The following is a 12498-nucleotide window of genomic DNA, read 5'->3' as shown; positions in this document are numbered from 1 at the left end:
GTCCCGCCGAGCCCGCGCCCCCGGCAGGAGGCGAAACGCCTCCGGCGCCGTACGGAACGCGACGCCCCCGGAAACTCAAGGGCCCCCCACGCACCCGCCAGAGCCGACCTACCCTTGCTGCCTTCCGGCCCTGGGGGAGTTCAGTCAGATAGCGCCACGTGAGGGGCTGCGCCCCACAGTACCCGATCGCGGCCCGCATTCAGTACCCGATCACCTTCCGCGGCCGCACCCGATGCGGGCCTGCGGGAACGGGTTCGCGAGCACTCCCCTCGGTCATGTAATGTTTCCGGCGGAGGATTCGCCTAGAGGCCTAGGGCGCACGCTTGGAAAGCGTGTTGGGGGCAACCCCTCACGAGTTCGAATCTCGTATCCTCCGCCAGCCCAGAGGGCCGGGTCACGAAAGTGGCCCGGCCCTCTGGCGTTCGTCCGTCTCGGTTCCCTCTCAGTTGGTTTCCAGACGTGATCGCCAGCCAGCGGGTCCGGTGGACCGTTTCGCTCGGTGTGACGGCGGTCGGGCTTGCCGTCATCTCGGACGCGGGCCCTCACTCATCCGTGAGATTTGCGCGGGGGGCTCCCATCCCGCTGCCGTCAGGGCTGGGTCCCGGGGTTGCCGTGGTGGGTAGCTCAGGGCCGACTCAGGGTTTCTCCCTGATACCGAGGCGGGTGGCGGCTGGGCACGATTGATCACGTTCACAGGAGCCCCCGACGCAGTCAACCAACGGAGCCTCATATGCGCTCGCTCTATCGCCGCGCCGCCACCCTCGGCCTGATCGGCACCGCCCTCATAGGCCTGACCGCCGGGGCAGTCGCGCCGACCTTCGCCGCGAGCGGCACGAGTGTCAGTACGGCGACGACTGTCAGTACGGCGACGGTCTTTCCGCCACTGGATCCGACCGCGCTCCGATCTGCCATCCAGACCCAGCCCGCCGACGGCACCTCCGGTGCCATCGCGCGGGTCGGCGAGCCGGGACAGTTGTGGCAGGGCTCCACCGTCGACAGCCAGACCGGCAGGAAGATCCCGGAGAACGGGCACTTCCACATCGGCAGCATCTCCAAGGTCTTCGAGACCACCGTTCTGCTGCAACTGGCAGCCGAAGGACGCGTCGACCTCGACCGGACCGTCCAGTACTACATGCCCGGCCTGCTCCCGGACACGTTCCAGCCGATCACCCTCCGGGAACTGGTCAACTACACAAGCGGTCTTCCGAACGTGGACGAGGGCAAGCCTGCCGAAAGCGTCGATGAGACGATCGCCAACCGCTACGACTACCGCACCTTCGACGAGATCATCCAGACCACCCTGCGCCCGGCCGACCGTCCTTGGCCCGGCCCGCACTTCGCGCCGGGCAGCAAGCAGGAGTACAACTCCCTCGGGTTCCGCATCGCGGGCAAGCTGATCGAGCAGATCACCGGCCACTCGTTCAAGGAGGAGGTCACCGAGCGCATCCTGAAGCCGCTGCAGCTCAAGCAGACCACCGTGCCCGAGGACGACCCCGTGATGCCGCGGCCCTATCTGCACGGCTATGTGACCGACAGCCAGGGCAAGGCGGTGGACGTCAGCGAGCAGGGCGGTGACCCGTCCAACATGATCTCCACCCCGGAGAACCTGGACCGGTTCATAAGCGCTCTGTTCCAGGGCCGCCTGCTGCCGGCCGCGCAGCTGAACGAGATGTTCACCCTGCCCAAGGACAACGAGGGAAAGCTCGTCCCGTTCATCGGCTCCAACTGCAACAAGGTGGCCTGCTTCGGCGCGGGCCTGATGTCCACGCCGCTGCCCGACGGAGGCGTGCTCTGGGGCAAGACCGGTCACGACCTCGGCTACGCCAACGGCGTGTTCGCCACCCGCGACCTGTCCATACGCGCCGTCTACTCGGTCTCCAACATGAGCCTCGACTTCGGCGCACCGACCCCACTGGCCAACCGTCTGCTGACAGCGGTCCTCACACCGCGGCCCCGCACAGCTGAGGGATCCGGTGGCACCGTCGCGGCTCGGCCGTTGCGGGTCGCTCTGGTCGACGGCAACTCCCGATAGCGCGGCTGAGGCCCACGGAAGCCTGCCGAGCCGCAGGACGCGCCGTCACTCAGAAGGGGATTCCTGTCGCCGCTGGGACACAGGCGTCCCGGGGATGCGCCATTCTGGGTACTGTCACAGGACCTGTTCCGGTCCGGAGACCAACGGTGCTCGTCCATGCGAGGTGCCCCGATCAGCAAACACAGCGGATCCACTCTGGCCTCGTGGCTGAGCGGTCTGGAGAACAACCGGCTCGAGCGGGTCCTGGCTGCTCGCCCTGATGCAGTGAGCCCGCCGGAGCCACGATCGTTCGGCGAACTGGCGGACCGTCTTCAGCGCCCGGGGTCGGTGGCTCCGGCGCTGGCTCGGCTCTCACTGCCCCAGCTGCAGGTGGCCGAGGCGCTGGCGGCGCTGGGGCCGGTGCCCCGTGCCGCTCTGGCCGATCTGCTGGACGCGACCGGAGCGGAGAGCGCTCGCGGGCTGGACGCGGCCCTGGCGTCGTTGTCCGAGCACGCGTTGGTCTGGCCGGACGGCGAGGGGCTGCTGCGCATGGCGGCACCTTTGCGGCAGGCGTGGGAGCGACCGCTGGGACTGGACGCGCCGCTCGCCCTGCTGCTGGCGGACACGACCTCCGAGGAACTGCGCCGCATGCTGGTGGCCCTGGGCGTTCCGTCACCCGGCACCAGCAGGAAGCCGCGGCTGGCTGCCCTCCTTACGCACCACAGTGATGCGGAGCGGGTTGCCGCGGTGGCCGCTTCGGCGCCGACGGCCACGCGGAAACTGCTTCAGCAGCGAGCCCGTCACCAGTCTGAACAGCCGGGTCCGGTAGCGGAGTTCGTTATCCTCGGGACCCCCGGTACCGACTACGCGGCGGGTGAGCGCTGGGCCCTGGAGCGAGGGCTGCTGGTCCGGAGCAGGTACGGGTACGGACCCGCCCGCATGCCGGCCGAGGTGGCGCTCGCGCTGCGCGGGGCCGACTGGCACGCCCCGTTCGATCCGGCCCCGCCCGCCGTGCGGACGGTGTCCGTCCCCCCGGCGGAGGTGGACCAGGAGGCAGCGGCCTCGGCGACGGCGTTCGCCGCCCATGCCTCGTCGGTTCTCGCGGCGTGCTCGGTGTCTCCGCCGGCCCTGTTGAAATCCGGCGGGGTCGGAGCACGTGAGCTGTCCCGGGTCGGCAAGGCGGCGCGGTGCGACGACATCGTCGTACGCCTGGTCCTGGAGACGGCGTACGACGCCGGGCTGCTGGCCCGGGACGGCGGCCAGGTCGCGGCAACGGGCGACTACGACGTCTGGGCGGAGCGAGAGCCCGCGGAGCAGCTCACCGTGCTGCTCACGGCGTGGCGGAGGCTGCCGCTCACCCCGGCCCAGGCCCGTGACGCGGACGGCAGAGCGCTTCCCGCGCTCGCCGGAACCCCACCGCACCGAGGCTGTGTGCAGGCCCGGGAGGGCCTCCTCACAGGCGCGGCACGGCTCCCGGCAGGGCAGGGGGCGAAGAATCCCGCGGAACTTGGGGCGCTGGTCGGCTGGTATCGGCCGTTCGCCGATGAATCCGCCCAGGACACCACCCCGTTCGCCACAGTGATCCACGAGGCGGAACTGCTCGGCGTCATCGCCCGCGGTGCCCTGTCCCCCATCGGAACCGCCCTGCGGACCGATGACATCGGTGGGGCCGTCGATGCCGGAGCACTGGCCGCGGCCTGTGCGCGGCTGCTGCCCACGGCCACCCGGGCAGCCCGCTTCGGCGCCGATCTCACCGCTGTCGTCACCGGCACACCCACCGCCCGCCTCGCCGCACTGCTGGACACCGTCGCGGACCGGGAAGCCGGCGGCACGGCATCGGTGTGGCGGCTCGGCCCGGGCACCGTCCGACGAGCCCTGGACGCGGGCCGCACAGCCGATGCCATCGAGGCCGACCTGGCCGCCGTCGCCGTCGGCGCCCTCCCGCAGCCGCTGTCGTACCTGATCCACGACACTGCGCGCCGCCATGGCCGAATGCGTGTCACCTCAGCGGCCTGCGTGATCCACGGCGAGGACCCCGCCCTCCTCGCAGAGCTGGCCGCACACCGGAAGTTCGCCGCCCTCGGTCTGCGGCTGCTGGCACCGACCGTGCTCGTCAGCCGGACACCGCTCGACAAGACCATCGCCGCGCTGCGGGCCGCGGGCTACGCCCCCGTCGCCGAGAGCGCCGACGGGACCGTGCGTGTCGACAAGGCCCGACGGCGTAGGGCCGTGGCCCCGGTACCGCCCCCGCGCAAGGCCTGCGGCACAGCGCGCCACCGGACCGCCGGTGCCCCCATGGCCCAGACCCCGGCGACCCCGGCCACCGTTGACCTGGGCGCCCTTGCCAGCCGGCTGCGAGCCGCCCCCACGAACCCACCGGAACCCGACCCGGGAAACGGCGTCCCGTTCGGCACCGGCACCGGCACCGACACCGACACCGAGGAGACCGTCGGCGCGTACGCCCGTTCGCTCTCCCTCGCCGATGTGCGCCAGCTGGCCCACGCCATCGACGAGGGCCGGGCCGTCACCATCGAGTACGTCGCCGCCTCGGGCAGCCGCACCGTACGCACCCTCAGCGGGCTCGATCTCGACCCGCCCTACCTGTATGCCTGGTGCCACCTGCGCGAGGACGAACGGGTCTTCACCCTCTCCCGCATCCACGGCGTCATGCCCGCATAGCCCTCGCGTCCTACCGCGTCACCCGTACCGGTGCCGACACCGTCACCTGGTCCAGGTCCGAGATCCGTACGGTCGCCTTCATCGTCCAGGTTCCCGGGAGGGGGAGGTCGAAGGAGTCGGCGGCCCAGAAGCCGCCGCGGTCGGTGATCCTCGTGTCGAGGGGGCCGATCCGCTGGGCGGGGAGGGTGAGGGTGACGCGGAGTTCGGGGACCGTGGACAGGCCGCCGTCGGGGCCGTAGACGACCGCCTGGACGGAGGTCCGGCCCACGCGGCCCGGGTCCAGGGTGATCTGGACCTTGCCGTGGCCGCCGGGGGTGCCCACGTCGAAGGGGATCGTGGTGACCGAGGCCGTCGGGATGCCGGCCGTCGCGGTATCCGTCCGCACCGCCGGCTCGGTGGCCACGCGGCCCGGCACGGTGCTGGTCAGGAGGGTGGTCAGGGCCAGGACCAGCACGGCGACGGCCGCCTCCGCCAGCACCGAGCGGCGCAGGGCGGCGTGGAAGGGCGGGTGCGGGGGTGGGGTGGCCGGTTCCGGGGGGAGCGGGGGGCCTGCGGCCGGTTCGGGGACGCGGGCCGCGGGCGCCAGTGCCGTCGCATGGGACTCGGCCCGCACCGCGCGGGTCGTCCAGGTGCGCGAGCAGGCCGCCGCCAGCAGGAGCGCGCTGACCGCCGCCAGTTTGGCCAGCAGGGTGCGGCCGTACGTCGTGTCCGTGAGCGCCTGCCAGGAACCGAGACCCCGCCAGGACTGGTAGACGCCGGTCAGGACCAGGACCGTCACCGAGGCGAAGGCCAGGCGGGAGAAGCGGGCCGGCACCGACAGAGGGACGGGGAGCGGTGTGTGGCGGAGTGTGCGCAGGAGGGATGCCAGGCCGCCGAGCCAGGCCGCCATGGCCAGCAGATGGAGGGTGGCGGAGGTGATCGCCAGGGGGACCTGGATGCCCGCCGAGGCGTGTTCGGCCGCCGTCCAGGTCAGGGCGAGGGGCAGGGCGAGGGCCGCGGCCACGGTGAGCGTCGTACGGCGCGGGAGCCTTCTGCGGCGGGAGCGCAGCAGCGCCACGGCGGCCGCCGCGAGGAGCAGCAGTGCCAGGCGGGCGAGCAGGAGGGCGCCGGGGCGGGTCGTGGCCGTGTGGGTCAGGGCGCTGAGGGAGAGGGCCTGTGCGGGGGCTGTGCCTTCCTCGTACGGGGTGCGCAGGAGGAACGAGGCGGCCGTCGTGGCGAGCAGGGTCCAGGCGGCGGCCAGGGCGGGGGTGCGCAGCGGGGCGGCCGTCGGCGGGCGGCAGTACGCCACGAACGCCGCCGTGCCGAGCAGGACGGCCAGGGAGAGGTAGGCGAGGTAGCGGGCGATGTTGTACAGGGCCGCGGTCGCCGGGTTCTCCGTGGTGTCGGGGGCCGGGGTCGCCGTCGTCGCGGTGCGTCTGCCGACCGAGAAGGTGAGCGCGCCGGAGACCGGGTGGCTGTCCGCCGACACCACCCGCCAGGCCACCGTGTACGTACCGGTGGCGAGCGTGGCGGGGAGGGCGACGCGGGCCGTGTCCGAGTGGCCGGCGGCGTGCTCGGCGGGGCCCGTGCGCAGGCGGTGGTTGCGGGGGTCGTAGACACGGAAGGTGTCGGTGAGCAGGCCGACCGACTCGCTGAAGGTCAGGGTGAGGTGCCGGGGGGCCGTGCGGAGCACGGTTCCGTCGGCCGGGTCGGTGGCGCGCAGGGCCGCGTGGGCCGACGCGGGGGCCGCCGTGCCGAGCAGGAGGAGGAACAGGCCCGCGCAGAGCAGGCTCAGCCGTCGTGCCCGGCGGTGTCGGTCGCGCAGCACCTCGTCCCCTCCCAGCGCCTCCGTACGAGTGCCTCCGTACGAATACTTCTGTATAGGTACGGAGAGATCGGCTGCGTTGCTCAGCTCACCAGGTCGGGCGGGGCGGGCCGAGATGCGTGGAACGGGAAGGGCTAGTCGCCGGGCAGGGCCACTGTCCGCTCCAGGAAGGCGAGTTGGGCGTGCTTCTCCGGCAGGTACACGTCGGGGATGTCCACCTCGGGCAGGACGACCGCCGGGCCGCGCACAAAGCCCTGGCGTTCGAAGCGGGCGATCGCCCTGGTGTTGCGTACGTCCGGGTCGACCACGAGCCGGCGCCGGTCAAGGGCCCGCAGCGCGTACGTCGTCATCGCGGTCAGCAGTGCGGACGTCCAGCCGGGGCGCGGGCCGTCGGGGTCGGCGGGGGCGAGGAGGACATGGACGCCGAGGTCGCCGGGAAGTACGTCGTAGCACTCGCCGACCCGGTCCGCGCCGGGCTCGTACGTCTGCAGCAGGGCCACCGGTACGCCGTCCTTGGTGACGAGGTGGGCGTGGTGGGTGTCGAGGCCGGCCATATGGGTGTAGATGTCGGCGACCTGGTCCCGGGTGAGGCCGTTCATGCCCCAGAAGACGGCGCGTTCCTCGCTCACCCAGCCGTGGACGACGTCCGCGTCGGACGCCGGGTCGAGGGGGCGGACACGGACGGCGCCGAAGTCGGGGACATGCTGTTCGAAGGGATGGGTGCGGTGGTCGGTCATCGGGTTTCCTCGGTGCGTTCCAGCAGGGTCAGCAGGGTCCAGTCGGTGATGACGGGGGCCAGTTCTCCCTTGAGCCACAAGGGGAGTTGGTCGCGGTGGTGGCGGGAGCCGGGGACGCCGTCGGCGCCGTGGGGGACCACCCAGCGGCTGGCCGTGCGGTCGGCCAGGTCCCAGACGTAACGGGCGGCCGGGCCACGGGCCGCGCGGTCGGTGAGGCCGGGGACGGCGGAGGTGCACAGCACGCAGTCGTGGTCACCGGCGAGCCCGGGTTCGTCGTACGGCTCCCCCGGCAGCGCGCGCCAAGGGGCGAGGCGGTGGGTGTCGGACCAGGGGCCGGCCGGGGGCTCGACGGCCACCTCCTCCAGGGCCGCGCGGACGACGGCCGGACGATCGATGCCGTACAACTCATCGGCGCGCAGCAGGTGTTCGAGGGCGTATCCGATGCGCGGAACGAGGGCCAGCCAGGGGAGCAGGACCTCCGGGTAGGCCGGGGGCTCGGTGAGCGGGGCGAACACCGGGTGCGCGGCGAGTCGGCGTACGACCGCGGTGCGCAGCGCGGCGTAGGCGGCCGCGTCGGTGCTGTCGGCGTCCATGCGGCGGTTCCAGGCGAGGAGGCGGTCGCGCAGGAGGGCCGCGTCCGAGGTCAGGCTGTCGAGGGCGGCGAGGTGGTCGAGGAGGGGCCCGGCGGAGCCTAGGTGGGTGTCGGTGTGGATCGCCGGCATGGCCTCGGCGGTCCAGCCGCGGCGCGCGTCGAGGAGGGCACGGATGCGGTCGGCGCGGTGCGGCGGGGCGAACTCGACGCCGAGAGGGGAGGCGAGGCCGCGCTGGTTGGCCATCACCGCGATGCCGTCGGCCGGTTCGGGGTCGGCGTACGGCGTCTCGTGCGTGCCGTGCCACTCGTGGCCCGGCTGCCAGGCGGGCACGGGGTGGAGGCGGTTGGCGCGGGCGCGGACGGGGACGCGGCCGGCGATGCGGTGCAGGGTGCCTCCGGCGGTGTCGGCCGCCTGGACCACGTTGACGGGCTCGGTCCAGTGGTGCAGGGCTTGGTCGATGTCGGCGACCGTGCGGGCGCGGAGGAGGGGGAGCAGGGCGCTGAAGCCGAGGTCTTCTGTGACGCGGGGCGGGTAGCGGAGCGCGAGCGCCTCGGCTTCGCCGTCGGCGGCCTGCGGGTCGTACGACGGCTCCGCACCGGCCCCCGCCGCCGCACCCTCGGCTTCCGCTCCCTCTTCCTCTTCCTCGGCCTCTTCCTCGGCCTCTTCCTCGGCGGTCGCCGAACCCCGTTCTCCCGCGACGACCCCCGCCTCAAGTCCCTCCGGGCCGCCTGCGATCACTGGGCCCCGTGGGGTTTCGATCACCTCGATCTCGAAGGGGGGTTCTCCGGCGATCTCCACGGTTTCCGTGTGCCGGGTGGCGCGGTGCCAGTGTCCGTCCGGGCCGAGGGCCTGGATGCCCGCGCCCGTGCGCCGCAGGCGTTCGCGGTACAGGTCCTGGTAGTCGGCCATGGCGTTGGTGATGGCCCAGGCGACCGTGCCGGTGTGGCCGAAGTGGGCGATGCCGGGGACGCCGGGCACGGCGAGGCCGACGACGTCGAACTCGGGGCAGGAGAGGTGGATCTGCTGGTAGACGCCGGGGTCCTCGATGAAGCGGTGCGGGTCGCCGGCGATCAGGGCGTGCCCGGTGGCGGTGCGGGCGCCGGAGACGAGCCAGCCGTTGCTGCCGGCGGTGCCGGGGCCGTCCGTGGCGAACAGGGCCACGGCATCGGGGCCGAGGTGCCGTATCGCCTGCTCGCGCCAGAGCTTGGCCGGGAAGCCGGCGAACAGGAGGTGGGTGGCGAGCCAGACGCCGAGCGGGGTCCAGGGCTGCCAGGCGCCGGGGGTGAGGCCCGCGCGGGCGAATTCGGGCGCCCGGCGGGCACCGGCCGGCAGGCCCTCGTTGACGCCGTCGACGTACGCCCGCACCCAGTCGGCCGTCTCGGGGGCCCGGCGTTCCAGCGCGGCGAAGCAGCGGCGGGCGGTGTCGTCGAGGCGGGCCCGGCGGGCGAGGACGTCCCAGGAGAGGGCGTCGGCGCCGAGGAAGGAGGCCGAGGTGCCCTGGGAGCGGTGGCGCTCGACCTCCAGCTGCCAGGCGCGGTCCAGGGCGGTCACCCGGCCCTGCGCACGGGCCAGTTCGAGGGCACTGGAGGCGCGCAGATGCGGGATGCCCCAGGCGTCGCGGTACGTCTCGGTGGTCACCCGGAAGCCCCACTTCACTTTAGGTTAGCCTTGCCTAACTTACTTGGGAGGGAATCGTACGCGACACCTTCGCGCGCGGCTGCGCTCCCTGCCCGGCCGGGCGATCATCGACGCATGGACGTCACCCTGCACCTCGCCCAGGACCCCGAGGCCGATGCGCTGCTCGGGCGCTCGCCGCTCGCCGCGCTGGTGGGCATGCTGCTCGACCAGCAGGTCCCGATGGAGTGGGCATTCAAGGGACCCCGGACCATCGCCGACCGCCTCGGCGCCGACGCGGCAGGCGCGACCGGGGGCGCCGGAGATCTCGACGCGCACGACATCGCCGCGCTGGACCCGGAGGCCTTCGCCGCACTGCTCTCCGAGAAGCCGGCCGTGCACCGCTACCCGGGCTCGATGGCCAAGCGCATCCAGCAGCTGTGCCAGTACCTCGTCGAGCACTACGACGGGGACGCCGAGGCGGTCTGGCGGGGCGTGCCCGGCGGCGCCGAGCTGCTGAAGCGGCTGGAGGACCTGCCCGGGTTCGGCAAGCAGAAGGCACAGATCTTCCTCGCGCTGCTCGGCAAGCAGCTCGGGGTGACGCCCCAGGGCTGGCGGGAGGCCGCGGGCGCCTACGGCGAACCGGAGTCCTTCCGGTCCGTCGCCGACATCACCGGACCCGAGTCACTGGCCAAGGTCCGGGCCCACAAGCAGGAGATGAAGGCGGCGGCGAAGGCGAAGGCCTCCGGCAAGTCGGGGCGGTAGGCGTGAGGGGGGCATGGGCGCGGGTACGTCGCCTCCCCTCCCCTCCCTCCCCCGCATCACCCGCATCATCCGTTCCCCCGGCGTCACCCGACCGGCCCACCCCAATGGCACGTCCACCCCCCTCGGTCAAAACATGGACCATGACCGAGGCACCGAACAGCGGTCCGGACTGGGGCCGTGAGTACGACGACCGGAACGTCCACGCGGCCTCGCCGCCAGGCGGCCGGCACGAGCCCGAGCCGCCGTTCGAAGGCCCCCTGCACGCCCTGTCCAAGGCCGCCTGGCAGGTGGTCCTGGGCACCGGGATCGCCTCGCTGATCCTCGGCGTCCTGGTGCTCGTCTGGCCCGGCGCCTCCCTGCTCGCCGCCGGCGTCCTCTTCGGGCTCTACCTCGTCATCAGCGGCATCTTCCAGCTGGCCTCCGCCTTCGGCACGCACATGGCGACCTCGCTGCGGGTGCTCGCCTTCATCAGCGGCGCCCTGTCCATCATGCTCGGCCTGTTCTGCTTCCGCGGGCCCATGCAGTCGATCCTGCTGCTCGCCCTGTGGATCGGCATCGGCTGGCTGATCCGCGGGATCACCCAGACCCTGGCCGCGCTGCACGACCCCCGGATGCCCGGCCGGGGCTGGCAGATCTTCCTCGGGATCATCACGTTCATCGCCGGAATCGTGCTCATCGACTCGCCGTTCCGGTCGGTCGCCGTGCTGACCCTCGTCGCCGGGATCTGGCTGGTCGTCGTGGGCATCACCGAGATCGTCACCGCGTTCAGCATCCGCAGCCGCGCCAAGGCGATCCCCCGGTCGCTGTGAGCACCGACGTCAACCGCGCGACGCGCGCGTACCCCGCGCGGGCGGATCTCGGGCCGAACGTGCTGCACTCCCCGCCCGTCCCGGGCAGACACCTGCCGTGAGCGGGATCGTGGGCCTCCCTCGCAGCCGTACCTGGCTGCGGGTGCTCGTGCTGCTCCTCGCCCTGTGGGTGCCCTGCGCCCATGCCCAGGCCCAGGCGGCTCCCGCGCTGGGCCTGTCGGCCGAGACCTTCGAGCACGACGACCTCGACTCGCTCGTACGGCCGCCCGCCCATGTCGTCCACCAGGCCGACGAACCCGACCGCCTCGCGCCTCTCTCCGACCCGGCGCCCGCCAGTCCGGCGGCCCGCAGCTGGCTCGGCGCGCTTCGGGTGCCATGCGCCCCGCCCCTGCTGCGCACGGTGGTCCTGCGCTGCTGACAGACCCGCGCCCCTCGACAGGGCACCGCGAAAGGTCAGTCGGACGCAAGGAGCACAGCCATGCCCATGGATCCCTACGCCGTCCTGCGCGCCCTGCTGCGCGCGGAGGCCAGGCGTGCCGCGGCACCCCGGCCGGAGCAGAAGGAAGAACCGCAGCGGACACCCGAGCAACAGAACCGCTGAACCCACCCCCGGCGGAGGCGCTCCACCGCCTCCGCCGAACCCACGCCTCCGGCGGCCCTACCGCCGACCAGCCTGCGGCGACTCGCGGTCCACAGCCTGTGCATAACCGCAGCGGGGCTCGGAGGCGCGCGCCGCCCGGTCCGGTTCGGCCGCGCGGCCGCGTCCGCCGGGCCCATCAGGGACTCCGGCGCGTGCAACCAGGTGGCGGCGAGGTCGGGCACGGCGCCGCCGGGAGTTCGAGGACCGAGACGATCCCGCGCCCGTCCTCGGCCGTACGGAGGAATTCCGCCGTGTCGGGCTCCGACTCGCTCCGGCTCGCTCCTGCTCCCCGAAGAAGTCCGCCGTGCCGATGTTCCTCAGCTCGGCCCTGCCCTCGCCGGAGGAGGCCGTCTGCTCCCGGTAGCAGCCTGTACACCCCTTTTGCGGCATCTTTTCAAGCGTCGCACTCCGCCGCCATGGCTGCGCCCGGAACGTCTTGACCGGTAGGCTTTCCGTGTGATCTTCAAGCGCATCGGAAACGGCCGGCCGTACCCCGACCACGGCCGGGAAAGCACCCGGCAGTGGGCGGACGTCGCGCCGCGCCCGGTCCGCCTCGATCAGCTCGTGACGACCAAGGGGCAGCTCGACCTGGAGACACTGCTGGCCGAGGACTCGACGTTCTACGGCGACCTCTTCGCACACGTCGTGAAGTGGCAGGGCGATCTGTACCTGGAGGACGGCCTCCACCGCGCCGTCCGCGCCGCCCTCCAGCAGCGCCAGGTGCTGCACGCGCGCGTGCTCGAACTCGACTGACCCGGCGCGACACGGCCGTTGGGCCTTGACCCTTTCGGGTTCCGCTGAGCGGCATCGACTGATCATCTAATAGGCATCGTCGCTCGGGCGCAC

10 protein-coding genes, 1 tRNA gene and 1 other RNA gene are annotated in these 12498 nt (G+C 72.7%); 8 read left to right on the top strand and 4 right to left on the bottom strand.

What is annotated here, in order from left to right; all coding sequences use genetic code 11:
* Positions 1–74: 74 nt before the first annotated feature.
* An RNA gene (ffs, locus tag AB0L75_RS31855) (signal recognition particle sRNA small type) lies at positions 75–171 on the bottom strand.
* Between the two features lie 120 nt (positions 172–291).
* Here ffs and AB0L75_RS31850 point away from each other — a divergent pair.
* The 3 genes from AB0L75_RS31850 (at position 292) to AB0L75_RS31840 (ending at position 4690) form a co-directional block, all read left to right on the top strand.
* Positions 292–379: transfer RNA gene (locus tag AB0L75_RS31850), tRNA-Ser, on the top strand.
* A 351-nt stretch (positions 380–730) separates the two neighbouring features.
* Positions 731–2032, top strand: a complete 1302-nt coding sequence (locus AB0L75_RS31845; RefSeq protein WP_365187939.1) for a serine hydrolase domain-containing protein — start codon at positions 731–733, stop codon at positions 2030–2032.
* Positions 2033–2188: 156 nt separating this feature from the next.
* Entirely contained in the window at positions 2189–4690 is a 2502-nt protein-coding gene (locus AB0L75_RS31840) for a helicase-associated domain-containing protein (protein WP_365187936.1), read from the top strand.
* A gap of 10 nt (positions 4691–4700) precedes the next feature.
* Here AB0L75_RS31840 and AB0L75_RS31835 read toward each other — a convergent pair whose 3' ends face one another.
* From AB0L75_RS31835 to AB0L75_RS31825, 3 genes are all read right to left on the bottom strand, one after another.
* On the bottom strand, positions 4701–6494 hold the full coding sequence (locus tag AB0L75_RS31835) for a copper resistance protein CopC (protein WP_365188097.1): 1794 nt from the start codon (positions 6492–6494) through the stop codon (positions 4701–4703).
* A 134-nt stretch (positions 6495–6628) separates the two neighbouring features.
* Positions 6629–7231 carry a GNAT family N-acetyltransferase gene (locus tag AB0L75_RS31830; protein WP_365187933.1) on the bottom strand — a complete coding sequence of 201 codons (603 nt, stop codon included), beginning with the start codon at positions 7229–7231 and terminating at the stop codon, positions 6629–6631.
* Entirely contained in the window at positions 7228–9462 is a 2235-nt protein-coding gene (locus AB0L75_RS31825; RefSeq protein WP_365187932.1) for a penicillin acylase family protein, read from the bottom strand. Before AB0L75_RS31825 ends, AB0L75_RS31830 begins: the two co-directional genes overlap by 4 nt.
* Positions 9463–9576: 114 nt before the next feature.
* On the opposite strand from AB0L75_RS31825, the gene AB0L75_RS31820 reads away from it, so the two are divergent.
* The 5 genes from AB0L75_RS31820 (at position 9577) to AB0L75_RS31800 (ending at position 12405) form a co-directional block, all read left to right on the top strand.
* Entirely contained in the window at positions 9577–10203 is a 627-nt protein-coding gene (locus AB0L75_RS31820; protein ID WP_365187929.1) for an HhH-GPD-type base excision DNA repair protein, read from the top strand.
* A 140-nt stretch (positions 10204–10343) separates the two neighbouring features.
* Positions 10344–11012, top strand: coding sequence for an HdeD family acid-resistance protein (locus tag AB0L75_RS31815; RefSeq protein WP_365187927.1), 669 nt, complete (start codon positions 10344–10346; stop codon positions 11010–11012).
* A gap of 97 nt (positions 11013–11109) precedes the next feature.
* Entirely contained in the window at positions 11110–11430 is a 321-nt protein-coding gene (locus AB0L75_RS31810) for a hypothetical protein (RefSeq protein ID WP_365187925.1), read from the top strand.
* 60 nt (positions 11431–11490) lie between these two features.
* Positions 11491–11613 carry a hypothetical protein gene (locus tag AB0L75_RS31805; RefSeq protein ID WP_365187922.1) on the top strand — a complete coding sequence of 41 codons (123 nt, stop codon included), beginning with the start codon at positions 11491–11493 and terminating at the stop codon, positions 11611–11613.
* Between the two features lie 495 nt (positions 11614–12108).
* Positions 12109–12405 (top strand): type II toxin-antitoxin system VapB family antitoxin, encoded by a 297-nt coding sequence (locus AB0L75_RS31800; protein WP_003999914.1) that lies wholly within the window; start codon positions 12109–12111, stop codon positions 12403–12405.
* Positions 12406–12498 lie beyond the last annotated feature (93 nt).

This window comes from Streptomyces sp. NPDC052101 (assembly GCF_040680235.1).
GTDB lineage: Bacteria > Actinomycetota > Actinomycetes > Streptomycetales > Streptomycetaceae > Streptomyces.
Note: the sequence above shows the minus strand (reverse complement) of the source record. Positions and strands in the feature narration are given on the sequence as shown.

Coding starts and splice junctions, on each gene's coding strand:
- AB0L75_RS31845 (WP_365187939.1), top strand. CDS start 731: ATGCGCTCGCTCTATCGCCGCGCCGCCACCCTCGGCCTGATCGGCACC.
- AB0L75_RS31840 (WP_365187936.1), top strand. CDS start 2,189: ATGCGAGGTGCCCCGATCAGCAAACACAGCGGATCCACTCTGGCCTCG.
- AB0L75_RS31830 (WP_365187933.1), bottom strand. CDS start 7,231: ATGACCGACCACCGCACCCATCCCTTCGAACAGCATGTCCCCGACTTC.
- AB0L75_RS31820 (WP_365187929.1), top strand. CDS start 9,577: ATGGACGTCACCCTGCACCTCGCCCAGGACCCCGAGGCCGATGCGCTG.
- AB0L75_RS31815 (WP_365187927.1), top strand. CDS start 10,344: ATGACCGAGGCACCGAACAGCGGTCCGGACTGGGGCCGTGAGTACGAC.
- AB0L75_RS31805 (WP_365187922.1), top strand. CDS start 11,491: ATGCCCATGGATCCCTACGCCGTCCTGCGCGCCCTGCTGCGCGCGGAG.